This is a genomic window from Aeromicrobium fastidiosum, assembly GCF_017876595.1.
In the GTDB taxonomy this organism is placed as follows: domain Bacteria; phylum Actinomycetota; class Actinomycetes; order Propionibacteriales; family Nocardioidaceae; genus Aeromicrobium; species Aeromicrobium fastidiosum.
In genome coordinates this window covers 1723406-1746439 of record NZ_JAGIOG010000001.1, presented here as the reverse complement: position 1 = coordinate 1746439, position 23034 = coordinate 1723406, and the positions used below count along the sequence as shown (strand labels likewise).

Below are 23034 nucleotides of genomic sequence, written 5' to 3'. Positions count from 1 at the left end.
CTAGGTGGCCTTGATGAGGTCGGCGCACTTCTCGCCGATCATGATGGTGGGGGCGTTGGTGTTGCCGCGAGGCACCCGCGGCATGACGGACGCGTCGGCGACCCGGAGGCCCTCGACGCCGTGCACCTTGAGCTCGGCGTCGACGACGCTGCCCTCGATCGTGCCCATCGCGCAGGTGCCGACGGGGTGGTAGAGCGTCTGGCCGTGTCGACCGATCGTCTCGATGATGTCGTCGTCGGTCGGCTCGGCCGTCGCGGGGATCCACGGCTCGTCGATGTAGCGGGCGATCGGCCCCTCACGCAGGATGTCGAGCGTCCGGCGGTACCCGCTGATCATCGCGTCGAGGTCGGCGCGGTCGTCGAAGTAGCCGGGCTCGATCTCGGGGTGCCACGTCGGGTCGGCCGACCGCAGCCTGATGTGGCCCTTGCTCTGCACGTTGACGAGCGTGACCGCCGTCGTGAGCGCCCGCCGCGTCGGCTCGTGCACGCCGTTGTCGTAGAAGCCCGTGGGGGCCACGTGCAGCTGGATGTCGGGCAGGTCGAGGTCGTCGCGGGAGGCGAGGAACGCCCCCACCTCGGCGACGTTGGAGCCGAGCGGCCCCTTGCCCGTGGCACGCCACTTGACCAGGTTGCCGAGGCCCAGCATCTCGGCGATGTCGGTGGTGTCCTTGGTGTAGCTGAGCACGCCGGAGACGGGGTGGTCCTGCAGGTTCTGCCCCACTCCGGACGACTCGACGGCCACGTCGATACCCATCTCGCGCAGATGTGCGCCGGGTCCGATGCCCGACAGCATCAGGAGCTGCGGGCTGTTGATCGTCCCTCCGCTGAGGACGACCTCGGCGTCGGCCCGCACGACGAAGGACTCCCCGCCGCGCGTGTAGGCGACGCCGACGGCGCGGTTGCCCTCGAGCATGATGCGGGTCGCGAAGGCCTCGGTGAGGATCGTCAGGTTGGGACGGTCCTCGGCCGGACGGATGTAGGCGTCCGCGACCGACCAGCGCCGTCCCTTCTTGCACGTGACCTGGTAGAGGCCGACACCCTCCTGCGCGGCACCGTTGAAGTCGTCGTTGCGCTTGAGGCCTGCGGCGACGCCGGCCTCGACGAATGCGGTGCTGAGCTCGTGGTCGTAGCGGCGGTCCTCGACGTGCAGGGGCCCGTCGGTGCCGTGGAACGGATTGCCCAGACGGGTGTTGGTCTCGGCCTTCTTGAAGTACGGCAGGACGTCGTCGTAGCCCCACCCCTCGGCGCCGTGGGCGTCGCGCCACTCGTCGTAGTCGGCGTGGTTGCCGCGGATGTAGATCATCGCGTTCATCGACGAGCAGCCGCCGAGGGCCTTCATGCGCGGCCAGTAGGCACGGCGTCCGGCCAGGTGCTTCTGGTGGGTCGTCTCGTAGTTCCAGTCCCACTTGGTCTTGAACAGGGTCGAGAAGCCCAGCGGCATGTGGATCATCTCGTCGTCGTCCTGCGGGCCTGCCTCGAGCATCAGGACGGACACCTGCGGATCTTCGGAGAGCCGAGCCGCGACCACCCCGCCGGCACTGCCCGATCCGATGACGATGTAGTCGAAGGACTCCTGGCCCATGGTTCCTTCTTCCGGCAGGTGACGTGGGCCACAAACCTACTGCGAGTATGTCGCTGACACAACCACTGTCAACGAGCCAGCGCGGCAGCGACCGAGGCCGCGATCCGGGCGTCCAGCTCGCGACGGCCTGTCCGGTCGACCGGCACCTCCAGCACCCGGATGCCGGTGACGTCCTCGGCGAGCGCCGCGGCGACGTCGGGCACCTCGACGACCCGGTGCGCGACGCCGTAGCCGGCGCACAGCGCGCCGATGTCAGCACCCGTCGGCGTCGCGAAGACCCGCTCGAACGATGCCGCGTAGTCGGGAGCGCCCTGCTCGAGCGTCGTGAAGATGCTGCCGCCGTCGTCGGAGGCCACCACGATCGTCAGGTCGGGTCGCGGCTCCCCCGGCCCGATCAGCAGGCCGTTGCTGCCGTGCAGGAACGTCAGGTCGCCGACGTAGGCGATCGCCCGGCTCGACGGACGACCGAGGGCCGCGCCGATCGCCGACGACAGCACGCCGTCGATGCCGGCCAGGCCGCGGTTGGCGATGATCAGCCGCTTGTCGCCCACGGGGTACGGGCGGGCCACGAGGTCGAGGTCGCGGATCGGGCTGGACGAGCCGACGAACAGCAGGCCGCCCGGCGGCACGGCGGCGTTGACCGCGCGGGCCAGCTCGTAGTGCGTGCCAGCAGTGAGTCCGTCGATCGCGGCGGTCGCGAGCGCGTCGGCGGCGAGCCATTCGTCGAGCCACTGACCGTCGTCCGCAGCCTCGACCTCGACGCCGCCCGTGAACGTCACGTTGGGTCCGGCAGGGACGGGGAAGGTCGCCTGCGAGCCGACGTGCACGATCGGGATGTCGGTGCGGGCCAGCAGCCGCGACACCGGACGCGTGAGCGTGGCGTGGCCGAAGCTGACGACCCGCTCGACCTGGCCGGCCAGCGGCGAGTGCGCCAGCAGCTGGCGGTAGGCGACGAGCGCCTCGCCGTTGCGCGAACCCGAGGACGGCTCGGCCAGCAGGGGCCAGCGGGCGTCGCGAGCCACGACGCGGGCGGGTTGGCGGGCGTCGTCGCCCGCGACCACGACGGTGCGCGGGCCGAGGTCGAGGCGGATCGAGTCGCCCGGTGCCGAGAAGCCCACCACCGATGAGTTCGTCGGGAACTCCCACTCGACCGGCTCGATCAGCGGCTCGTCGAGCTCGAGGTTGAGGTGCTGCACACGGCCGGTGATCGCGTTGACCCGATCGATGAAGTCGACTCCCGGGAAGATGCGGCGCTGGTCGGTCGTCTGGTTGGCCCCGGTGCCCCGCAGGTGCCCGGGGCGGTCGGCAGTGACGGCCAGGACGCTGACGCCTGCGTGCGACGCCTCGAGCATCGCCGGGTGCAGGTTGGTCACCGCGGTGCCGGAGGTGGTCACCGCCGGGACGAGACGCCGCGAGGCCTTGGCCAGACCCAGCGCGAGGAACCCGGCCTCGCGCTCGTCCACCCGCACGTGCAGACGGATGAGCCCCTGGTCGTCGGCAGCGGCCAGGGCCAGGGCCAGGGGACCCGAGCGCGATCCGGGCGCGAGCACCGCGTCGTTGACTTCGTGGGCCAGGAGCTGCATCACGAGACGGCGGGCGACTCCCACCGAGGTCTGCTCGCTCATGCCAGCACCGCCCGGACGGCTGAGAGACGGGCCTGCCAGCGGGCGTCCGTCTCGCCGTCGGCCGCGACCAGGTCGTAGGCGGCGAGGTCGAGCGACTGCCGACCGACGGGCAGGGATCCGTCGACCGGGACGAGCGGCGACGCGACGACGTCCCCGTCGAGCAACGACGTGGTGGCCAGTCCGCAGGCGTACGGCAGCTCGGGCAGCGCCGCGGCGAGGGCCAGCCCGGCGGCGAGCCCGATCGACGTGTCGACGGCGCTGGAGACGACGACCGGGAGCCCGATCTGCTCGGCGATACGCAGGCACGCGTGCACCCCGCCCAGTGGCGCGACCTTGAGAACCGCGATGTCGGCGGCCCCGAGCCGGGCGACGCGCAGCGGGTCGTCGGCTCGGCGGATCGACTCGTCGGCGGCGATCGGCACGCCGACACGGCGGCGGACGGCGGCGAGGTCCTCGACCGACGCGCACGGCTGCTCGACGTACTCCAGACCGTGCGCGGCCAGGTTGAGCGCGGCGATCGCACTGACCGCACCGTCGACCGTCCACCCGCCGTTGGCGTCGACCCGCACGTGTCCGCGCGGCCCGATGGCGTCGCGCACCGCCTCGACGCGCTCGATGTCGTCGGCGAGCGTCTGGCCCTTCTCGGCGACCTTGACCTTGGCCGTCGAGCAGCCACTGCGGCGGACGATCGCAGCCGCGTGCTCGGGCCCGATCGCGGGAACGGTGCAGTTGACCGGCACCCGGTCGCGCAGCGGAGTCGGCCACTCGCGCTCGGCCGACTCGATCGCCGCGGCCAGCCACGGGGCGCTCTCGCGGGCGTCGTAGTCGAGGAAGGGGCTGAACTCCGCCCAGCCTGCAGGGCCCTCGAGAAGCATCCCCTCGCGCCGGGTGATGCCGCGGAACGTCGTCGGCATCGGGATCGAGAAGGTACGGGGCTGCACGACTGGCAACTTACCGGCACCGACCTACGTTGGAGGCATGAGCGAGCGCCAGCGAGTGAAACGACAGACACAGGTCATGCCGGTACCTACTTACCGTCCTTCTTCGAAGGAGGTGACGGCATGACCCGAATCGCCATCGTCGGAGGCCACGGCAAGATCGCCCGCCTCCTCATCCCCGTCCTGGTCGACGGCGGCCACCAGCCCGTCGCCCTCGTCCGCAACCCCGACCACACCGCCGAGCTGCAGGAGCTCGGGGCCGAGGTCGTCCTGCTCGACATCGAGGCGTCGGGCGACGACGACTTCGCACAGGCCTTCACCGGCGCGGACGCCGTGGTGTTCGCCGCAGGCGGTGGCGGAGACGGCAATGTCGAGCGCAAGAAGACCGTCGACCTCGGCGGCTCGCTCAAGTCGATCGCGGGGGCCACGGCTGCGGGCGTCCGCCGCTTCGTGCAGATCTCGGCGATCAGCGTCGACGAGCCCCTGGCCGACGACGTCGAGGACTCCTGGAAGGCCTACGTCGACGCCAAGCGCGAGGCCGATGTCGTCCTGCGCGCGAGCGACCTCGACTGGACGATCATCCGTCCCGGCGGTCTGACCGACGACGCCCCGACGGGGCAGGTGACGATCGCCGAGAAGGTCGACCGGGGCCAGATCCCGCGCGCCGACGTCGCCGCGGTCATCGCCGCGGTGCTGGACGACCCGGCCACGCACCGCCAACAGTGGGAGCTCGTCGGCGGGTCCACCCCGATCGCCGACGCCATCGCCGCGGCGGTGCGCTAGCGTCCAGCGCCGCCGACCCCGTCCCGTGGGCGGTGCGTCGGCGTCCACCCGCGTCGCGATCGTGGACGCCAGCGCACCACCCCGGACGGCGGGGTCAGCGGCCCTGTAGCGCCTGACGGTCGACCTTGCCGCCGGGCAGCAACGGCAGCTCGTCGACGAGGACGAGCGCGCGAGGCGCCCACGTGCGGGGCAGCCCGCAGGCCTCGACCCCGTCGCGCAGCTCGTCCAGCCGCAGCGCGTCGAGGCACACATCCCCGGCTGGCACGACGTACGCCACCACCCGCTGCCCCCACTCGACATCGGGCACGCCGAGAGCGATCGCGTCGCGGACGCCGTCGAGCCGTTGCAGCGCTTCGGTCACCGCCGGAAGTGCGATGTTGACGCCGCCGCTGATGACGACGTCGTCGCGGCGGCCTGTGATGCTGAGCCGTCCGGATGCGTCGATCGTCCCGAGATCGGCTGTGGCGAACCAGCCGTCGCTCAGCACCCGGGCGGTCGCAGCGGCATCGGCGTAGCCGTCGAACAGCACGGGCCCCGAGACGTGCACCTGACCGGCGTCGTCGACGCGCAACCGCACTCCGTCGAGCGGCACCCCGTCGTAGACGCATCCGCCACTGGTCTCGCTCATGCCGTAGGTGCGCACGACCCGCACCTCGTCGAGCGCCGCGAGCAGGTCGGGCGACACGGCAGCGCCGCCGATCAGCAGCCCGTCGAGCGACCGCAGCGCGTCCACCTCACCGGCCTCGACCAGGCGGTGCACCTGGGTGGGGACGAGCGAGGCGTAGCGCCGCGGTCCGCGGACCGCCGCGACCGCATCGGCCAGCGAGGCGTGGTCGTCGGCGAAGACGGGATCGACGCCGGCGAGCGCCGACCTGACCAGCACCTGCAGGCCGCCCACGCCCGTCACCGGCATCGCCAGCAGCCACCCGCCCGGTCCGCCCAGCCGGTCGAGGCTGGCGCGCGCCGAGGACGTGACGGCCGCGTGCGACAGCACGACGTCCTTGGGCTCGCCGGTGCTGCCCGAGGTGCGCACGACGATCGGGTCGCCGCCGTCACGGACCCAGGCGCGAACGAGCTCGAGCACCTCACGGGCGGGACCGGCCACGGGCCGCAGGGACGCACTCACGTCGTCAGCCCGGCTCACCCGGAACGGCCGGCAGTGGCAGGGGACGCTTGAAGTAGACCCACGGGAACCACATCGAGCCGATCCGCTCCCAGCCCTGGGCCTCGAGGTCGCGGGCCCTGCGGCTGCCGACCACGGCGCGCTTGTGCTCCCACTGCGTCTCCGACCGCTCGACGTCGTGGAACAGCGGCCCGTAGCCGATCGAGTGCCAGCCGTGACGTCCCCACAGGTCGAGCTGCTCCATCTCGCTGAACGCCGTGAGCCCCACCAGCTGACGGTGCTCGGTCGTGCCGGGGACGGCGGGGGTCTTGTGGCCGAAGCGCTGCTGGGCGGCCTGGCGGCTCATGCCGAGGGCCGACCCGACTGCCTCCCAGCTCGATCCGGCGGCGCGCGCGGACGCCACCGCGGCGTGCAGCAGCCGATTGGTCTCGTCGTGCGCGCGACGGGTCAGCATCACCAGGTCGAGGTGCGCCTCGGGCTCGGTGTCGAGCCGCCGTTCCAGCGACGGGTCGAGTCGGGCGATGGCCCGGGCGATGAGGTCGGAGAACTCCGCGTCGTCGATGCTCATGCGTCAACGCTAGCTTGACGACCCAATGGCGTCAACCGGAACTTGACAGCCGATCAGGTGGCAGACTTGCGGCCCATGACCACCTCGCTCTCCCCCGCCCAGCTCTGGATCGCGGGATCCCGGCCGCGCACGCTGCCCGCCGCGGTGGCACCCGTGCTGGCCGGCACGGGAGCCGCGGCCTACGCGGACTCCGTCGTGTGGTGGAAGGCGCTGCTCGCCCTCGGCGTCTCGCTGGCCCTGCAGATCGGCGTCAACTACGCCAACGACTACTCCGACGGCATCAAGGGCACTGACGACGACCGCGTCGGACCGCTGAGGCTCGTGGGTTCGGGCCTCGTCCCCGCCCGCTCCGTCAAGATCGCCGCCCTCGGGTTCCTCGGCCTGGGCGCGGCGTTCGGCCTCGCGCTCGCCGCCACCACGACGTGGTGGCTGCTGCTCGTCGGCGTCGCCGCGCTCGGGGCCGCGTGGACGTACACGGGCGGCCCCTCCCCCTACGGCTACCGTGCGCTGGGCGAGGTCAGCGTCTTCGTGTTCTTCGGCCTCGTCGCGGTGCTCGGCACGGCGTACGTGCAGATCGAGGAGATCACCCGGGTCGCCGTGGCGGCGTCCATCGGGGTCGGGGCGCTGGCGTGCGCGATCCTCGTCGCCAACAACCTGCGCGACATCCCGACCGACTCCGTCACGGGCAAGAAGACCCTCGCGGTGGTGCTCGGCGACGCCCGCACCCGCCACTTCTTCACCCTGCTCGTGCTGATCGCGGTGCTGTCGCTCGTCGCCGCGTCCGTCGCGACCCCGTGGGCGCTGCTGGGGCTGGCGATGGTGCCGTTCGCGGTGCGCGCCCGCCAGGTCGTCGCATCGGGTGCCGGCGGGATGGCACTCATCCCGGTGCTGCGCGACACGGGGCTGGCCGAGCTCGTCTACGCCGCGGGGCTCGCGATCGGCCTCGCGATCGGGGCCTGACGTGCTGCGCGTCGGGGTCGTCGCCGACACCCATGCCCCACGCTTCTGGAAGGCCACGCCGCCCGCGGTGGCCGCCCGGCTCGCGGACGTCCACGTCATCCTGCACGCCGGCGACGTATGCCAGCCCTCGGTGCTCGACGAGCTGGCCCAGCTCGCGCCCGTGCACGTCGTCGCGGGCAACAACGACGGGCCGGACGTCGTCGCGTGGGGCGCGCCCGAGACGCTCGAGCTCGACCTCGACGGGCTGTCCATCGCGATGATCCACGACTCCGGGTCGAAGGACGGCCGGGCCGCGCGGATGCGCCGCCGGTTCCCCGACGCCGATCTCGTCGTGTTCGGGCACTCCCACATCCCGTGGGACACCGAGCAGGACGGTCAGCGGTTGTTCAACCCCGGGTCGCCGACCGACAAGCGCCGACAGCCCCACGGCACGCTGGGACTGCTCGTGATCGACGATGGCGTGCTCGTCTCGGCCGACATCATCCCCGTCACCCCGTGACGGAATCCCACGGTCTCGTGGGATTCGAGCACCTACCCAGGGTTGCAACCCGAGGTACGTGCCAGAACACCACGGTCTCGTGGGATTCAGCCGACGTCCGGGAGCACCCCGGTGGCACCGAACTGCTCGAGCGCGGCGGCGTACGGCGCGATGTCGATGCCCCGGCCCGCCAGCCACTCGTCGTCGTAGTAGGTCTGCAGGTAGCGCTCGCCGCCGTCGCACAGCAGCGTGACGACGCTGCCCTCCTCGCCGGCGTCGCGCATGTCGCCGATCAGGGTCAGGGACGCCCACACGTTGGTGCCGGTCGATCCGCCCACGGGACGTCCGAGGATGCCCGAGACCCATCGCATCGTCGCGATCGACGCGGCGTCGGGCACCTTGACCATGTCGTCGATGACACCGCCCACGAACGACGGCTCGACGCGCATGCGTCCGATGCCCTCGATGCGGGACGGGCTGCCGGTCGTGACGTCGGACCGGTCGGACTCCCAGCCGCCGTAGAAGGCCGAGTTCTCGGGGTCGGCGACCGCGATGCGGGTGTCGAAGCGGCGGTAGCGCACGAACCGTCCGATCGTCGCGGACGTGCCACCCGTGCCGGCGCTGACCACGATCCACGTCGGGCACGGGTGCGGCTCGGCCGACATCTGGTCGAAGATCGACTCCGCGATGTTGTTGTTGCCCCGCCAGTCGGTGGCGCGCTCGGCGTACGTGAACTGGTCCATGTAGTGGCCGCCCGACTCGTCGGCCAGGTCGCGGGCGACGTCGTAGACCGTCCCCGGATCGTCGACCAGGTGACAGCGCCCCCCGTAGAACTCGATCAGCGCGATCTTCTCGCGACTCGTCGACGCCGGCATGACCGCCACGAAGGGCAGCCCGATCAGGCGCGCGAAGTAGGCCTCGCTGACGGCCGTCGACCCGCTCGACGCCTCGATGACCGTCGAGCCGGGACCGATCCAGCCGTTGCAGAGGGCGTACAGGAACAGCGAACGCGCCAGACGGTGCTTGAGGCTGCCGGTGGGGTGCACCGACTCGTCCTTGAGGTAGAGGTCGATGCCCGGCACTGGGATCGGCAGGACGTGCAGGTGCGTGTCGGCGCTGCGGTTGGCGTCGGCGTCGACGCGGCGGATCGCCTCGGCGATCCAGGCCCGGCTCTCAGTCGACGTCTTCGGCACGGCGGGACTCCTCGATGCGCTCCGTCATGCGGGTGGCCCGCTCGTGGACGTTGAGCGCGAGCTTGTCGCGGAGCCCCGCGAGGAGGAACACCGAGATGACCGACGAGATGACCAGGGAGATCAGCAGCACCCAGATGTTGAGGACCGCGGTCGACTCCAGCCAGATCTGCGACAGGCCCCAGACGATCACGAAGCACACCGCGAAGACACCCAGGCGGGCGAGCGTGTAGGTCCAGAAAGCCTTCATGCCGCCAGCCTAAACGGTCGCCCCCACGCGCAGGGCGTCCGGTTGCAGGCGCTGGCTACGGTGGGGGAATGGGAAAGGCTCTGGTCCTCGTGCTCGGCGTCGTGCTGGTCGTCTACGCGATCTTCGACCTGATCGCCACGCCCCGGCCCCAGGTCAAGCTGCTGCCCAAGATCGCGTGGTTCGTGATCGTCCTCGTCCCGTTCGTCGGGCCCCTGCTGTGGCTGTTCGTCGGCCACGCCAGGCCCTCCGCGCCGCCCCGCCCCGGAAGCACCGGAGGCGGATGGACTCCTCCCCCGGCACCCCGTGGCCCCGACGACGACCCCGACTACCTGCGGGGTCTCTGAGGCGACCGCTCAGCCGTCCCAGCGGAACAGGCGGCTCGCGATCGCGGTCATGACCACCGCGAATCCCAGCAGGATCACGATCGGCAACACCGCTGACGAGGGCCCCTCGCCTCGCACCATGGTGTCGAGCATCCCGTCGTTGAGGTGCTTGAGCGGCAGCGCCTGACCCACTGCGCGCACCCACCCGGGGGCCCCGTCGAGCGGGAAGAAGGAGCCCGACAGGAACGCCATCGGCAGCACCACGAAATTGGCCATGCCGATCGCCCCCTCCTCGGTCTTGGCCACGGAGCCGGCCAGCAGGCCGATCGACATGAACGCGAGCGTGCCGCACAGCAGCAGCGGGATGATGAGGGGCCACGAGCCGCTGAGTCGGAGTCCGAAGGCCACCATGCCCAGCGCCAGGAAGATCGCGGTCTGGACGCCGGCGATCGTGAGGCTGACGGCCACCCGTGCGAGGACGACCGACTGCGTCCTCACGGGGGCGAGTCGCAGTCGGCGCAGCAGGCCGTTCTTGCGCCAGACGACGAGGTTGGACGCGGCCCCGAACGTCGCGCTCATCGCCACGGCCCAGCCCAGCAGCCCCGGAGTCACGAACTGGATCGTCGTCAACGAGTCGTCCTCGACCTGGCTCGTGTCGAGCGAGAAGCGCGGTGGCTGGCCCGACTCGGCGAGGTTGGCCGACTGGATGACGGCCTGGAACGTCCCCTGCACCGTGGCCGCCTTGACCTGGTCGGCCTGCGAGTAGCGCACCGTGACGGTGTCGCCGCTCTGGCTGATCACGGCATCGGCGTCACCCTTGCGCACCTGCGAGACCGCATCGGCCTCGTCGGACGACCGGGTGATCTCGAGGCTCTCGGCGAAGGCCTTCCTGGCCGCCGGCGGGGCGTCGTCGAGCACCGGCACCGATCCGACCTGGATGATCTCCGACTTCGACACGCCCTGGTCGGTGAGCAGCCCACCGAACAGCACGAGGAACATCAGCGGGAACAGCACTGCGAAGAACAACGACATCTTGTCGCGGAAGAAGCCCTTCAGCATCGCGCGCGCCAGGCTGACGAACGGTCTCGGCCTCGTGTCGGTCATGCGCGGTACTCCCGTCCGGTGAGATCGAGGAAGACGTCCTCGAGGGATGCTCCGCGGACGCTCAGCCCGGCCAGGGCGTCCTGCTGCGCGAGCGCCGAGAGCACCTCGGCCGGACGCCGTGTCGTGATCGTGAGTCCTGCGCTGTCGTCCTCGACGGGATCACTGCCGGCCAGGCTGCGCGCTGCCTCGAACGAGAGCGTCCCGGGTGCCAGGGTGATGCGCACCGGCGCGTCGAGCCCCCGCACGAGCGCCGCCGGGGTGTCGAGCTCGAGGACGCGGCCTGCGTCCATGATCGCGACGCGGTCGCACAGGACCTCGGCCTCGTCCATGTAGTGGGTCGTGAGCACGACCGTGCGACCCGAGTCGTTGATCGTTCGCAGGACGTCCCACAGGTTGCGGCGCGCCTGCGGGTCGAGGGCGGCGGTCGGCTCGTCGAGGAACACGACGTCGGGGTCGTGGATCAGCGCACAGGCGATCGAGAGGCGCTGCTTCTGCCCACCGGAGAGGTCCTCGGTGCGGACGGCTGCCTTGTCGACGAGTCCGACCTGCTCGAGCATCTCGTCGGTGCGTCCGGCCGGGACGCCGTACAGCGAGCCGAACGTGTCGAGCTGCTCGCGTGCCGTGAGCCGTTCGAAGAACGCCGACGACTGCAGCTGGACGCCCATGCGCCGCTGCAGCTCGGGCTCACGTCGCCAGGGCTCGTGCTCGCCGATGCGGACGGTGCCCGACTGCGGCTTGCGGAGCCCTTCGATCATCTCGAGCGTCGTGGTCTTGCCGGCCCCGTTGGGGCCGAGGAGCCCGAAGAACTCCCCCGGCGCGACGGTGAAGCTGACACCGTCGACAGCCCGGACGTCGCCGTAGGTCATGACCAGCCCCTCGGCCCGGATCTCAGCTCCCATGGCCCGACCCTAGCGCCGAACACCACGAGACCGTGGTACTCCCGCACCTACCTCCGGTTGCAACCCGAGGTAGGTGACAGGACGCCTCGGGAACCTCGACGTCCACAGGTCGGATGGCCGCCCGCCTCGTCCACAAGGGCGTCCAGGCGGGTGGTCGCCGGACGTCCGCGTGCCGACGATCGACCCATGAACCTCGACACCGTCCCCGCCGCCGGACGCGGCTACGTCACCCGCTCCGACCTGCTCGGCCAGGGGCACGACGACCGAGACATCCGGGCCGCTGTGCGGGCCGGCGTGATCCGCCGACGACGGCGGGGCGTCTACGTCTACGCGGCCGACGATGACCGCCGCACCCCTGACGAGCGCCACGTGGTCGACATCCGGTCCGTCGCCGACAAGCTCGGGCCTGCCGTCGCCATCAGCCACCAGTCGGCGTGCGCCGTCCACGGCATCGCGACCTACGGCATGCCCCTCGACACGATCCACGTCACGCGCCTCGACGGCTCGGCCGGCCGCCGGGAGCACGGGCTCGCCCACCACGTCGGCGCCGTCGTGACCGAGGACGACATCACGACCGTCGACGGCGTCCTCGTCATGACACCCGCGAGGGCCATGCTCGAGGTCGCGATGACGGGATCGGTCGAGTCCGGGGTCGTGACCCTCGACTCCGGGCTCCACCTCGCCCGTGCCGACCTCGACACGCTCGCCGCGATGAGCTCCCGGTTCAGCTCGTGGCCGGGGGCCCGGACCGGCCGCTATGCCCTGACCCTTGCCGATGAGCGCGCGGAGTCGCCCGGGGAGTCTCGATACAGGGTCCTGTTCCGCCGGGAGAACCTGCCGGTGCCCGATCTGCAGGTGGCGTTCCACGACGAGGACGGGCGATTGATCGGAAGGACGGACTTCGGCTGGCTCGAGTTCTGCCACGTCGGCGAGTTCGACGGAAAGATCAAGTTCGGCGGCATCGCCGGAGATGCTCGGACGCCCCAGGAGATCGCCTACGCCGAGAAGCGTCGTGAGGACCTGATCCGACGTCATCCGGTCGGCATGAGCCGGTGGGGCTGGCACGACCTCGCGGGTACCGCGGGTCGTCGCACGGCGCAGCGGGTGCGGTCCGACCTGGACCAGTCCCACCGGCTCTACGCGCGAGGCCGCGTGACCATCCCACTGGCCTGATCACGCGCCGGCCTACCAAGGCCAGCTGCCACTCACCGCGGGTTGCAAACCTTGGTACGTGCCGGAATCCCAGGGTCTCGTGGTATTCCGGCACCTGCGCCTATTTGGCGTAGGAGTGCATGCCGCCGACGAACAGGTTGACGCCGACGAAGTTGAAGACGAACGTCGCGAAGCCGATCAGCGCCAGGATCGCGGCGGCCTTGCCCTTCCAGCCCGCGGTCGCCCGCGCGTGCAGGTAGCCGGCATAGACGACCCAGGTGATGAAGGCCCAGACCTCCTTGGGGTCCCAGCCCCAGTAGCGTCCCCAGGCGTACTGCGCCCAGATCGGGCCGGCGATGAGCGCCGCGAACGTCCAGATCGGGAAGGCGAAGGCGTGGACGCGGTAGGCCACCTGGTCGATCCTGGCCGACGACGGGATGCGCCACAGCAGGCCCCTGCGCTCGTCCTCGGGCGTCGTGCGCTCGGCCCGCGACTTGACGAGGTAGAGCACCGACGCGGCCGCACCGACCAGGAAGGCCGAGCCCGAGATGATGGCTCCCAGCACGTGGATCACGAGCCAGTACGAGTGCAGCGCCGGCACGAGCGGGCCGGCGGGCACGTAGACCATCGCCGAAGCACCCAGCACGACCGTGCCGAAGCCCGTGATGATCGGGCCGACCCAGTCGATCTCCCAGACGCGCACGAGCACGAGGTAGGCGATCAGCGCCGCCATCGTCGCGGCGCAGCCGAACTCGTACATGTTGCCCCACGGGACGCGCTGGGCGGCGAGGCCACGCGTCACGAGGCCGGCCGTCAGCACGACCGCCGACAGCGTCGTCAGCGACAGGCCGATGCCACCGGCCATGTTGCTGCGCTCGACGGGGTCGGTGCCGGCGGACGGTGTGTCGACCGAGCCGGCGTTGACCAGCTCACGCTCGGGTGCCAGGTTGCGCCCGAAGCCCCACTGCGCGACGTAGGCCACGAAAGCCAGCGCCAGAATGCCGGTCGCCGACGCGACGGCGTAGTTGGAGATCTGTGCGAGGTTCTCCAGGGTCATGCGGTCTCCTCGGTCTTCTCCCCGAGCGCGTCCTTGAACCGCTCGAGGAAGTCATCCAGGTCGGCGGGCAGGTCGTCCCGGGGTACACGATCGAGCACGGCGACGTCCACCACGGTACGTGAGCCGTCCCGACGGGCACGAATCCACGTGCGCCGCGGCTTGATCGTGAGCGACGTCATCAGTCCGAGCAGCCCGGCGACGATGCCGAACAGCGGCACCCTGACGAGCGGCGACGATCCGATCTGGAAGCGCGCGAACTGGCGCAGCTCGGTGAACTGGATCGTCCCGCCGTCGGGCAGGTCGGCCGTCTGACCCGGCTGAAGACTGACCCGGAAGGGCTTGCCGCCGTCCATGTACTGCTTCATCCTGCTCTTGTCGAGGATGAACACCGACTGGGGCGTGCCGTCGTCGAGGCCGAGGTCGCCGTGCCAGACGTTGAGGCCCACCAGCGGGTTGGCCGCGGCGGGGTGGGCCGACGTCGACAGCTCCTTGCCGCCCTGCGTCACCGCAGTGGGCAGGAAGAAACCCTGGAAGCCCAGCTGCTCGGGCTTGGACTCGGTCACCTTGACGATGCCGTTGGACGTGTAGGTCGGATCGGCCGGCAGGAACGGCACGGCGTCGTCGAACACGACGTCGCCGTTGGCGTCGGTGACCTTGAAGACCGGTGCGTAGCCCTGGCCGAGCAGGTAGACCGACGTGCTGCCGATCGCCAGCGGGTGGTTGACCGTGATGTCGAACGGCTTGGACTGGTCGCCGGGATCGGCCGTGTACGTGCCCTGGGCCCGGAACTCCCGGGGGGCACCGGCCTGCGGACTGCCGAAGGGCTGGAACCGCGCGGTCACCTGGTCGAGCGTCAACGCGAACGGCGGCAGGTCGCTGGTGTTGAACAGCGTTCCCGAGCTGAACTCGTCGTACTGCGGCAGGCTGTTGCCGAACTGCCCGCCCTCGTCGGTCACGATGACCGATCCGCGGTAGCCGTACAGCGTGCCGACGGCGACGCCGATCAGCACCACGACGATGCTGACGTGGAACACCAGGTTGCCGGCCTCGCGCAGGAAGCCACGCTCGGCACTGACCTCCTGGACGCCGTCGCGGTCGGCGACGTCGACCCGTGACCGGCCGAGCGCTCGACGGGCGGCGGCGACGACCTCGTCGGGCGACCGATCGGTCTCGAACGACGTGGACGCCGGCAGGCGGGCGAAGTTGCGCGGGGCCTTGGGCGGGCGGGCCCGCGCAGCCCGCAGGTAGACGAACGAGCGGGGCAGGATGCAGCCCACCAGCGAGACCATGAGCAGCAGGTAGATCGCGCTGAACCACGGCGAGCTGTAGACCGCGAACATGCCGATCTTGTCGAGCGCCGGGGCCAGCTGGGGGTGCTCGAGGAAGTAGGTCTCGACGGCACGGGCGTCGACGCCGCGCTGCGGGTAGAGCGATCCGGGCACCGCGGCGATCGCGAGCAGGAGCAGCAGCAGCAGCGCCGTGCGCATGGACGTCAGCTGTCGCCAGAACCACCGCGTGAACTCGCGGCGGCCCAGCGCCGGGACAGCGTTGTCGCTCATACGGGAGCCTCGAATCCGACGACCCAGGTCTGCATCTCACCGACCAGGTCGTTCCAGACGCCGGTCACGAGCAGGACGCCGACCGCGATCAGCATGACCCCGCCCGCGACCGAGACGGCCCGCTGGTGGCGGCGGAACCACGTCAGCGCGCCCATGAAGCGGCGGAACCCGAGGGCGGCCAGCACGAACGGGATGCCGAGGCCCAGGCAATAGGTCAGCGCCAGGAACGCGCCGCGTGCGGCGGTCGCGTCGTCGGTCGCGAACGACAGCCCCAGCACCGCGGCGAGGGTCGGGCCGATGCACGGCGTCCAGCCGACTCCGAAGAACACGCCCAGCACCGGGGCGATGGCCAAGCCAACAGCCGGGACGGCGTGCACGCGGCGCTCGCGCTGGAGCAGCGGGACGGCCCCGATGAAGACCAGGCCCAGGACGATCACGAGCACGCCCGTCACGATCGACAGCGTGTCCTGGTAGCGCCGCAGCTCGAGCCCCACCGAGCCGAACAGCGCACCACCGAGGACGAAGACCGACGAGAACCCGGCCACGAAGAGCAGAGCCCCGAGCAGCACACGTCCGCGGCGCGCCGACTCGAGGTCCTGGGCCGCGACGCCCGAGACGTACGACAGATATCCCGGCAGCAGCGGGACGACGCAGGGCGAGAAGAACGAGATGAGTCCCGCCAGCACCGCGACGGGGACGGCGAGCAGCAGGTTGCCGGAGTAGACCGTGTCCTGGAACCAGTCGCTCATGGCGTGCTCTTCTGCACGTCGTCGATCAGGTTGGCCAGTGTCGATGCCGAGACCTTGTCGAGGACGCGCGCCGCGACGCGGCCCTTCGCGTCGATGATCCACGTCGTCGGGATCGCCAGGCTCGGCAGGCTGTCGTTGAAGCCGAGCTCGAGCTGTCCGCCCTCGTCGGTGAAGCTCGGGTAGGTGATGCCCTTGTTGCGGTTGAACGCGATGGCCGTCGTCGGGTCCTTGGTCCGCGTCAGGATGCCGACGAACTGGACGTCCTTGTCGGCGTACTGCTCGGCGACCTGGTCGAGGGCAGGTGCCTCGGCGCGGCAGGGCGGGCACCAGGGCCCCCACAGGTTGACCACGATGGTCTTGCCGGCGAAGTCGGCGGTCGACAGCGGACGTCCGTCGAGACCCTCGCCCGTGAGCACGGGCGCCTTCTCACGGTCGGCGGCGTCGACGCGGGTGATGGACCCGTCGCCCGACACGAAGCCGTTGGTCGTGCCGCGGTTGCCGGCCCCGCTGCATCCCGCCACGAGCACGAGGAGGAGCACTCCGAGCGCCGCGCCGACGCGCGTGCGGCCGCGCACCACGTCAGGCGCCGCCGACGACCCCGCCGCGCAGCGATGCCGGCAGCAGGTCGCCAGCGGGCTCGCTGTAGGTGAAGCCGACGAACTCGTCACCGTCGAAGGTCAGGCTCGTCAGACTCGCGAGGGTGCACTGACGCTTGCGCGGGTCGTGCACGAAGCTCTTCTGCTCGAAGGCCCGACGGGCGATCCAGACGGGCAGCTGGTGCGACACGATGACGGCCTCGTGACCGCGCGCCGCCTCACGGGCGTCCTGCACGGCCGACTGCATGCGGGCCGCGATCTCCTTGTAGGGCTCGCCCCACGACGGCCGCAGGGGGTTGCGCAGCATCCACCAGTTGCGGGGGTTGGTGAACGCGCCGTTGCCGACGCCGACGGTCTTGCCCTCGAACAGGTTGTCGGCCTCGATGACGCGCTCGTCGGTGACGATCGGCACCTCGAGCAGCGTCGACAGCGGCTCGGCGGTCTGCTGCGCGCGCTCGAGCGGCGAGGCGACCATGTGGACGATCTCGTTCTTCGACAGGTGCTCGGCGACCCGGGCGGCCATCTGGTGGCCCAGGTCGGACAGCACGAACTTCGGGAGCCGGCCGTACAGGACGCCCTCGGGGTTGTGGACCTCGCCGTGGCGCATCAGGTGCACGATGGTTCGTTCGGACATGCTGCCTCTTCTTCTCGGACGGTGACGGTCGGTCGGACCGGTTCAGTTCGCGGGCGTGGCCTGGGCTGCGGCGCGCGCGGCGGCAGGCAACGCCTCCGCGATTCTAGAGAGTGCCTGGTCGTCATGGGCCGCCGAGACGAACCAGCACTCGAAGGCGCTCGGTGGCAGGTAGACGCCGGCGTCGAGCATCGCGTGGAAGAACGGCTTGTAGCGCCAGGCCTCCTGCGCCTGTGCTCCCGCGAAGTCGGTGACGGGCTGGTCGGTGCCCCAGAAGACGCTGAACATGTTGCCGGCGTTCTGCAGGGTGTGGACGACGCCCGCTCCGGTCAGTGCATCGGCGACGAGCCCCCGCAGCTGCTGCGACGCCGCGTCGAGGCGCGCGTAGGCCTCGGCGTCGGCCAGACGCAGCGTGGTGAGGCCGGCCGTCGTGGCGATCGGGTTGCCCGACAGCGTCCCGGCCTGGTAGACGGGCCCGGACGGGGCGAGCTGCTCCATGACGTCGCGGCGTCCGCCGAACGCCGCGGCCGGGAAGCCACCGCCCATGACCTTGCCGTACGTGACGAGGTCGGGGGCCCAGCCCTCGACCTGGCCGTCGAGTCCCCAGTGACCCGACCGGGTCACCCGGAAGCCCGTCATGACCTCGTCGCTGACGAACAGCGCGCCATGGGCGGCGCAGGTCTGCGACAAGAACTCGTTGAAGCCCGGCTCGGGCGGGACGACGCCCATGTTGCCGGCCGCCGCCTCGGTGATGATGCACGCGATCTGGTCGCCGTGCTGGGCGAAGGCGGCCTCGACGGCGGCGCGGTCGTTGTAGGGCAGGACGATCGTGTCGGCCGTGACGTGCGCCGGCACCCCCGGCGTCTCGGGCAGGCCGAGGGTCACGACGCCCGAACCAGCCTCGGCGAGCAGCGCGTCGACGTGGCCGTGGTAGCAGCCGGCGAACTTGACGATCTTGTCGCGCCCCGTGAACCCGCGGGCCAGACGAATGGCCGACATCGTCGCCTCGGTGCCCGACGACACCATGCGCACCATCTCGGCAGACGTGCGATCGACGATCTCCTCGGCGAGCAGTACCTCGGGCTCGCTGGGCGTGCCGAACGACGTGCCCCGGGAGGCCGCGGCACCCACCGCGGCGATGACCTCGGGGTGGGCGTGGCCCAGCAGCATCGGACCCCACGACCCGACGAGGTCGACGTAGCGGCGCCCGTCGACGTCGGTCAGCCAGGCACCCTGGCCCGATGCCATGAAGATCGGCGTGCCGCCGACGGCCCGGAAGGCCCGGACGGGCGAGTTGACGCCACCCGGCGAGACGGCGAGTGCACGCTCGAACAGCTGCTGCGAGGCGGAGGAAGAAGTCACCCGCTCATTGTCTCCCGGGACCGAAACCGGCGGACGGCGGCGTCGCGGACCGTAACCTGCGACACTCGGGTGTCGTTGACGATGTGGTCCACGCCACCACCGACTGGCCACCCACCGGGGCGGCCTGTAAACTCGGTTGACGCACCTGGCGTGCACGCAGTGTCGATCTGGGAGGGTATGACATGGGAGCACACAAGCTCACGCGTTGGCAGAAGGCCAGCGCACTGGTACCGATGGCTGTGCTGGTCGGTGCCTGGGGAGCCGCTCTCGGCAACTCCGGCCTCGCGAACGCCTCTGACGGCATCTCCGACAGCGAGATCCCCGACGTCCCGGCGACGGCGTTCGAGCAGCCCGCCAGCGTCCAGCAGGCTCCCGGCGGTGTCGACCAGAAGGCCGGGGCCGCGGGCACCGTCGCCACGCTGTCGACCAATGGCATCCCGACCGCCGCGCTCGCGGCCTACCGCCGCGCGGAGACGCTGCTCGGCAAGGCCGACGAGGCCTGCAACCTGCCCTGGAACCTGGTCGCAGCGATCGGCCGGGTCGAGTCCAACCACGGACGCACCAACGGCAACGCGCTCGACACCACGGGCATCGCCCAGCCCGGCATCTACGGCGTGCCCCTTGACGGCAACGACGGCCGCGCCGAGATCCGCGACACCGACAGCGGCGCGCTCGACAAGAACTCGGTCTACGACTTGGCGGTCGGTCCCATGCAGTTCATCCCGGGCACCTGGGCCTCGGTCGGGGTCGACTCCGACAACGACGGCAGCAAGAACCCGCAGAGCATCAACGATGCGGCCACGTCGGCCGGTATCTACCTGTGCGCCGGCGAGGGCGATCTGTCCGATCCCAAGGACGCGGCCGTCGCGGTCAAGCGCTACAACAACTCCGACGCCTACGTCGACCTGGTCCTGCAGATCTCCGCGGCCTACGCGAGCGGCGACTTCACGCAGTCGCCCAACGGCATCTCGACCTCACCCATCCTGACGTCCAACTCCTACGACCAGACCTTGACGCCCGAGCAGCGCAGCAAGGCTGCCAAGACGCAGAAGGCCGCCGAGAAGAAGGCGTCCGAGGGCACCAAGACCGACAAGCCGTCGAAGCCCGGCCCGACCACGCCCCCCGGCGGCGGCAGCACGCCGAAGCCCGGCGGTTCAGGCGGCGGAGACAGCTTCGACGAGCCGTCGACTCCCACGGCCACTCCGTCGCCCACGGCGACGACCAAGGCGCCGACCCTCGGCGGTGGCGTCCAGGACGGCGTCAAGGACACGCCCCTGGCCCCGATCACCAAGCCGGTCACCGACGCGCTCTCCTACCTGGAGGCGCAGACCCAGTGCCTGTTCAAGGTGCCGTTCGGCCTCCCCAAGGAGAAGTACGCCGCCTGCATGGCCACGTACGGTTTCTGACGCAAGCACGCAGCACATGATGAAGGGCCCCTCCTCCACACCGGAGAGGGGCCCTTCGCACGTCGTGGGGCGTCAGCGACGCAGTCGCGTGGCCAGCTCGGCGGCCCAGTAGGTCAGCACGATGTCGGCGCCGGCCCGGCGGATCGAGATGATGATCTCGTCGATCGCCCGATCGCGGTCGATCCAGCCGTTGGCTGCCGCGGCCTCGACCATCGCCAGTTCTCCGGAGATGTTGTACGCAGCCACCGGCACGTCGACCGCAGCCCGCACGTCGGCGATGAGGTCGAGGTACGACAGCGCCGGCTTGACCATGACGATGTCGGCCCCCTCCTCGATGTCGAGGAGCGTCTCGCGGATCGCCTCGCGGCCATTGGCCGGATCCTGCTGGTACGTCTTGCGATCTCCCTGCAGCGAGGAGTCGACCGCCTCGCGGAACGGCCCGTAGAACGCCGAGGAGTACTTGGCCGCATAAGCCAGGATGACCGTCTCGTCGTGGCCGGCGTCGTCGAGCGCCGCCCGGATCGCGCCGACCTGGCCGTCCATCATGCCGCTGGGGCCGACGACGTGGGCACCTGCCTCGGCCTGCACGACGCCCATCTGCGCGTAGATCTCGACCGTGGCGTCGTTGTCGACCCGGCCCCGCGAGTCGAGCACGCCGCAGTGGCCGTGGTCGGTGAACTCGTCGAGGCACAGATCGGCCATGACCAGCAGGTCGTCGCCGACCTCGGCCCGGGCGTCGGCCAGCGCGACGTTGAGGATGCCGTCGGGGTCGAGCGCGCCCGAGCCGACAGCGTCCTTGCGCTCAGGCAGGCCGAACAGCATGACGCCACCCAGGCCCAGCTCGGCCGCCTCGGCGTAGACACGTCGCGCACTGTCGCGGGTGTGCTGGACGACGCCCGGCATGCTCGCGATGGGGCGCACCTCGGTGCGTCCCTCGGCCACGAACATCGGCAGCACGAGCTGCGACGGCTGGACGTGCGTCTCCGCGACCAACCGCCTCATCGCCGGCGACGAGCGCAGGCGACGAGGACGGTCGGACGGGAACGACAAGGTCAGGCCTTCCGACGCGCCGAGGGGCGCTTCTGCGACGGCTTGGTCACGGGCTCGCCGGCCTCGACGAAGCCGAGACGACGCGCGGTGCCGAACTCGGCGAGCGAGTCGGCCAGCACGTCGACCGACGGCGAGTCGGCGACGACGTCGACGCGCAGGCCGTGCTCCTCGGCGGTCTTGGCCGTCGCGGGACCGATGCACGCGATGATCGTCGACGTGTGCGGCTTGCCGGCGATGCCGACGAGGTTGCGCACCGTGGACGACGAGGTGAACATGACCGCGTCGAACTTGCCGGTCTTGATCGCCTCACGCGTCGGCGCCGGCGGCGGGGCGGCCCGGACGGTGCGGTAGGCCGTGACGTCGTCGACCTCCCACCCGAGGTCGATCAGGCCCGCCACGAGCGTCTCGGTGGCGATGTCGGCGCGCGGCAGGAACACCCGGTTGATGGGGTCGAGCAGGTCGTCGTACGGCGGCCAGTCGTCGAGCAGGCCGCGGGCGGACTGCTCGCCCGACGGGATCAGGTCGGCGCGGATGCCCCACGTCGCGATGGCCTCGGCGGTCTTGTCGCCGACCGCGGCGATCTTGAGGCCCGAGAAGGCACGAGCGTCGAGCCCGTACTCCTCGAACTTCTCGCGCACGGCCTTGACGGCGTTGACGCTCGTGAACGCGACCCACTCGTAACGGCCCTCGACGAGGCCGCGGACAGCCTTGTCCATCTGCTGCGGGTTGCGGGGCGGCTCGACCGAGATGGTCGGCACCTCCTCGGAGATCGCGCCGAAGCCGCGCAGGCGCGACGCCAGACCGGCCGACTGCTCCTTGGTGCGGGGCACCAGGATGCGCCAGCCGTAGAGCGGCTTGGTCTCGAACCACGACAGCGCCTCGCGCATCGTGACGACCTCGCCGACGACCGTGATGGCCGGGGCCGTCATGCCGGCGGCCTTCGCGTCGGACGCGATCTCGGCGAGCGTCGAGACGACGGTGGTCTGCTCGGTCGTCGTGCCGACCCGGGTCATCGCGACCGGGGTGTCGGGCTTGCGACCCGCGTCGATCAGGCCGCTGGCGACCTCGCCGATGCGGGCGACGGCCGACAGCAGCACGAGGGTGTCCTCGTTGACGTGGTCGGCCCAGGTGATGCTCGAGTCGCCGACGCTCACGACCGAGTACTCGCGGTGCGTCCGGTTGGTCAGCGGCACGCCGGCGTAGGCCGGGACCGCGGAGATCGAGGAGATGCCGGGGACGATCTCGAAGCCGATGCCGGCCTTGCTGCAGGCCGCGGCCTCCTCGGGCCCGGTCGCGTACGTGAACGGGTCTCCCGCGATCAGGCGCACGACGTGGACGCCGGTCTTGGCGTGCCTGACGACGAGACGGCCACGAGCCGCGTGGGTCAGCTGCTCACCGTCCTCGCCGATGCCGCCGTCGACGATCTCGGCACCGTTGGTGACGAGGGCAGCCTGCTCGGGCAGCTCGGTGATGACGACGTCGGCCTGGGCGAGCAGCTCGGCTGCTCGTACCGTCAGCAGGCTCGCGTCACCCGGACCGGCACCGACGAAGCTCACGTGGCCGCGGGGGGCCTTGCGCGCGCTCGGGGTCGGTGCATCGGGTGTCGCGGCTTCTCGAGTCGCAGTGGTGATGGTCACTGTGGTCCTTTTC

The 23034-nt window shown here is 70.9% G+C and carries 23 protein-coding genes; 6 read left to right on the top strand and 17 right to left on the bottom strand.

The features are described 5' to 3' along the window. The 3 genes from JOF40_RS08680 to JOF40_RS08670 form a co-directional block, all read right to left on the bottom strand. A complete protein-coding gene (locus JOF40_RS08680) occupies positions 1-1581 on the bottom strand; it encodes a GMC family oxidoreductase (protein ID WP_129185501.1) in 1581 nt (526 codons plus the stop codon). 68 nt (positions 1582-1649) lie between these two features. Next, entirely contained in the window at positions 1650-3206 is a 1557-nt protein-coding gene (gene menD / locus JOF40_RS08675) for a 2-succinyl-5-enolpyruvyl-6-hydroxy-3-cyclohexene-1-carboxylate synthase (protein WP_129185500.1), read from the bottom strand. Then, on the bottom strand, positions 3203-4147 hold the full coding sequence (locus tag JOF40_RS08670) for an o-succinylbenzoate synthase (protein WP_129185499.1): 945 nt from the start codon (positions 4145-4147) through the stop codon (positions 3203-3205). The genes menD and JOF40_RS08670 overlap by 4 nt, the downstream gene beginning before the upstream one ends. Positions 4148-4267: 120 nt before the next feature. On the opposite strand from JOF40_RS08670, the gene JOF40_RS08665 reads away from it, so the two are divergent. Beyond that, positions 4268-4927, top strand: a complete 660-nt coding sequence (locus JOF40_RS08665; protein WP_129185498.1) for an SDR family oxidoreductase — start codon at positions 4268-4270, stop codon at positions 4925-4927. A gap of 94 nt (positions 4928-5021) precedes the next feature. On the opposite strand, the gene JOF40_RS08660 is transcribed toward JOF40_RS08665, so the two are convergent. Both JOF40_RS08660 and JOF40_RS08655 read right to left on the bottom strand, forming a co-directional pair. After that, complete coding sequence (locus JOF40_RS08660) at positions 5022-6053, bottom strand: AMP-binding protein (protein ID WP_246152914.1); 1032 nt, start codon at positions 6051-6053, stop codon at positions 5022-5024. 4 nt (positions 6054-6057) lie between these two features. Beyond that, positions 6058-6618 carry a hypothetical protein gene (locus JOF40_RS08655; RefSeq protein WP_209674469.1) on the bottom strand — a complete coding sequence of 187 codons (561 nt, stop codon included), beginning with the start codon at positions 6616-6618 and terminating at the stop codon, positions 6058-6060. Between the two features lie 75 nt (positions 6619-6693). Here JOF40_RS08655 and JOF40_RS08650 point away from each other — a divergent pair, with 75 nt between their 5' ends. After that, complete coding sequence (locus tag JOF40_RS08650; RefSeq protein WP_129185497.1) at positions 6694-7578, top strand: 1,4-dihydroxy-2-naphthoate polyprenyltransferase; 885 nt, start codon at positions 6694-6696, stop codon at positions 7576-7578. 1 nt (position 7579) lies between these two features. Continuing rightward, positions 7580-8077 (top strand): metallophosphoesterase family protein, encoded by a 498-nt coding sequence (locus JOF40_RS08645; RefSeq protein WP_246152916.1) that lies wholly within the window; start codon positions 7580-7582, stop codon positions 8075-8077. A gap of 86 nt (positions 8078-8163) precedes the next feature. Here JOF40_RS08645 and cds1 read toward each other — a convergent pair whose 3' ends face one another. Beyond that, complete coding sequence (cds1, locus tag JOF40_RS08640; protein WP_129185496.1) at positions 8164-9249, bottom strand: L-cysteine desulfhydrase Cds1; 1086 nt, start codon at positions 9247-9249, stop codon at positions 8164-8166. Beyond that, complete coding sequence (locus tag JOF40_RS08635; protein ID WP_129185495.1) at positions 9230-9496, bottom strand: DUF4229 domain-containing protein; 267 nt, start codon at positions 9494-9496, stop codon at positions 9230-9232. The genes cds1 and JOF40_RS08635 overlap by 20 nt, the downstream gene beginning before the upstream one ends. 68 nt (positions 9497-9564) lie before the next feature. Between JOF40_RS08635 and JOF40_RS08630 the strand changes: the two genes are divergently transcribed. Beyond that, positions 9565-9840, top strand: coding sequence for a PLD nuclease N-terminal domain-containing protein (locus JOF40_RS08630; RefSeq protein ID WP_129185494.1), 276 nt, complete (start codon positions 9565-9567; stop codon positions 9838-9840). A 9-nt stretch (positions 9841-9849) separates the two neighbouring features. Here JOF40_RS08630 and JOF40_RS08625 read toward each other — a convergent pair whose 3' ends face one another. Further along, the gene (locus JOF40_RS08625; protein ID WP_209674467.1) at positions 9850-10923 is read right to left on the bottom strand and encodes an ABC transporter permease; all 1074 of its coding nucleotides are present in this window, start codon (positions 10921-10923) and stop codon (positions 9850-9852) included. Next, positions 10920-11822 carry an ABC transporter ATP-binding protein gene (locus JOF40_RS08620; RefSeq protein WP_129185493.1) on the bottom strand — a complete coding sequence of 301 codons (903 nt, stop codon included), beginning with the start codon at positions 11820-11822 and terminating at the stop codon, positions 10920-10922. The genes JOF40_RS08625 and JOF40_RS08620 overlap by 4 nt, the downstream gene beginning before the upstream one ends. 186 nt (positions 11823-12008) lie before the next feature. Here JOF40_RS08620 and JOF40_RS08615 point away from each other — a divergent pair, with 186 nt between their 5' ends. Further along, positions 12009-12995, top strand: coding sequence for a type IV toxin-antitoxin system AbiEi family antitoxin domain-containing protein (locus tag JOF40_RS08615; RefSeq protein WP_129185492.1), 987 nt, complete (start codon positions 12009-12011; stop codon positions 12993-12995). A 100-nt stretch (positions 12996-13095) separates the two neighbouring features. On the opposite strand, the gene ccsB is transcribed toward JOF40_RS08615, so the two are convergent. The 6 genes from ccsB to hemL are packed head-to-tail and all read right to left on the bottom strand — an operon-like array spanning position 13096 to position 18928. Then, positions 13096-14031, bottom strand: coding sequence for a c-type cytochrome biogenesis protein CcsB (ccsB, locus tag JOF40_RS08610; protein ID WP_129185491.1), 936 nt, complete (start codon positions 14029-14031; stop codon positions 13096-13098). Further along, entirely contained in the window at positions 14028-15590 is a 1563-nt protein-coding gene (resB, locus tag JOF40_RS08605) for a cytochrome c biogenesis protein ResB (protein WP_129185490.1), read from the bottom strand. The genes ccsB and resB overlap by 4 nt, the downstream gene beginning before the upstream one ends. Continuing rightward, positions 15587-16339, bottom strand: coding sequence for a cytochrome c biogenesis CcdA family protein (locus tag JOF40_RS08600; protein ID WP_129185489.1), 753 nt, complete (start codon positions 16337-16339; stop codon positions 15587-15589). Before JOF40_RS08600 ends, resB begins: the two co-directional genes overlap by 4 nt. After that, positions 16336-16914: a TlpA family protein disulfide reductase gene (locus JOF40_RS19980; protein WP_129185488.1), complete on the bottom strand. Its 579-nt coding sequence runs from the start codon at positions 16912-16914 to the stop codon at positions 16336-16338. Before JOF40_RS19980 ends, JOF40_RS08600 begins: the two co-directional genes overlap by 4 nt. Before the next feature lie 4 nt (positions 16915-16918). Then, positions 16919-17569 (bottom strand): histidine phosphatase family protein, encoded by a 651-nt coding sequence (locus JOF40_RS08590; protein ID WP_129185487.1) that lies wholly within the window; start codon positions 17567-17569, stop codon positions 16919-16921. A 42-nt stretch (positions 17570-17611) separates the two neighbouring features. Then, on the bottom strand, positions 17612-18928 hold the full coding sequence (hemL, locus tag JOF40_RS08585) for a glutamate-1-semialdehyde 2,1-aminomutase (protein WP_129185486.1): 1317 nt from the start codon (positions 18926-18928) through the stop codon (positions 17612-17614). Positions 18929-19110: 182 nt separating this feature from the next. Between hemL and JOF40_RS08580 the strand changes: the two genes are divergently transcribed. Next, positions 19111-20334 (top strand): lytic transglycosylase domain-containing protein, encoded by a 1224-nt coding sequence (locus tag JOF40_RS08580; RefSeq protein WP_129185485.1) that lies wholly within the window; start codon positions 19111-19113, stop codon positions 20332-20334. 72 nt (positions 20335-20406) lie between these two features. On the opposite strand, the gene hemB is transcribed toward JOF40_RS08580, so the two are convergent. Both hemB and JOF40_RS08570 read right to left on the bottom strand, forming a co-directional pair. Continuing rightward, the gene (gene hemB / locus JOF40_RS08575) at positions 20407-21384 is read right to left on the bottom strand and encodes a porphobilinogen synthase (protein ID WP_129185484.1); all 978 of its coding nucleotides are present in this window, start codon (positions 21382-21384) and stop codon (positions 20407-20409) included. Between the two features lie 2 nt (positions 21385-21386). Then, entirely contained in the window at positions 21387-23021 is a 1635-nt protein-coding gene (locus JOF40_RS08570) for a bifunctional uroporphyrinogen-III C-methyltransferase/uroporphyrinogen-III synthase (protein WP_129185483.1), read from the bottom strand. Positions 23022-23034 lie beyond the last annotated feature (13 nt).

Excerpts from the sequence above, each read along its gene's own strand:
- resB (WP_129185490.1), bottom strand. The coding sequence starts at position 15,590 with ATGAGCGACAACGCTGTCCCGGCGCTGGGCCGCCGCGAGTTCACGCGG.
- JOF40_RS08600 (WP_129185489.1), bottom strand. The coding sequence starts at position 16,339 with ATGAGCGACTGGTTCCAGGACACGGTCTACTCCGGCAACCTGCTGCTC.
- ccsB (WP_129185491.1), bottom strand. The coding sequence starts at position 14,031 with ATGACCCTGGAGAACCTCGCACAGATCTCCAACTACGCCGTCGCGTCG.
- JOF40_RS08635 (WP_129185495.1), bottom strand. The coding sequence starts at position 9,496 with ATGAAGGCTTTCTGGACCTACACGCTCGCCCGCCTGGGTGTCTTCGCG.
- JOF40_RS08655 (WP_209674469.1), bottom strand. The coding sequence starts at position 6,618 with ATGAGCATCGACGACGCGGAGTTCTCCGACCTCATCGCCCGGGCCATC.
- JOF40_RS08615 (WP_129185492.1), top strand. The coding sequence starts at position 12,009 with ATGAACCTCGACACCGTCCCCGCCGCCGGACGCGGCTACGTCACCCGC.
- JOF40_RS08620 (WP_129185493.1), bottom strand. The coding sequence starts at position 11,822 with ATGGGAGCTGAGATCCGGGCCGAGGGGCTGGTCATGACCTACGGCGAC.
- JOF40_RS08580 (WP_129185485.1), top strand. The coding sequence starts at position 19,111 with ATGGGAGCACACAAGCTCACGCGTTGGCAGAAGGCCAGCGCACTGGTA.
- JOF40_RS08665 (WP_129185498.1), top strand. The coding sequence starts at position 4,268 with ATGACCCGAATCGCCATCGTCGGAGGCCACGGCAAGATCGCCCGCCTC.
- JOF40_RS08630 (WP_129185494.1), top strand. The coding sequence starts at position 9,565 with ATGGGAAAGGCTCTGGTCCTCGTGCTCGGCGTCGTGCTGGTCGTCTAC.
- JOF40_RS08650 (WP_129185497.1), top strand. The coding sequence starts at position 6,694 with ATGACCACCTCGCTCTCCCCCGCCCAGCTCTGGATCGCGGGATCCCGG.
- JOF40_RS08590 (WP_129185487.1), bottom strand. The coding sequence starts at position 17,569 with ATGTCCGAACGAACCATCGTGCACCTGATGCGCCACGGCGAGGTCCAC.
- JOF40_RS08625 (WP_209674467.1), bottom strand. The coding sequence starts at position 10,923 with ATGACCGACACGAGGCCGAGACCGTTCGTCAGCCTGGCGCGCGCGATG.
- JOF40_RS08680 (WP_129185501.1), bottom strand. The coding sequence starts at position 1,581 with ATGGGCCAGGAGTCCTTCGACTACATCGTCATCGGATCGGGCAGTGCC.
- menD (WP_129185500.1), bottom strand. The coding sequence starts at position 3,206 with ATGAGCGAGCAGACCTCGGTGGGAGTCGCCCGCCGTCTCGTGATGCAG.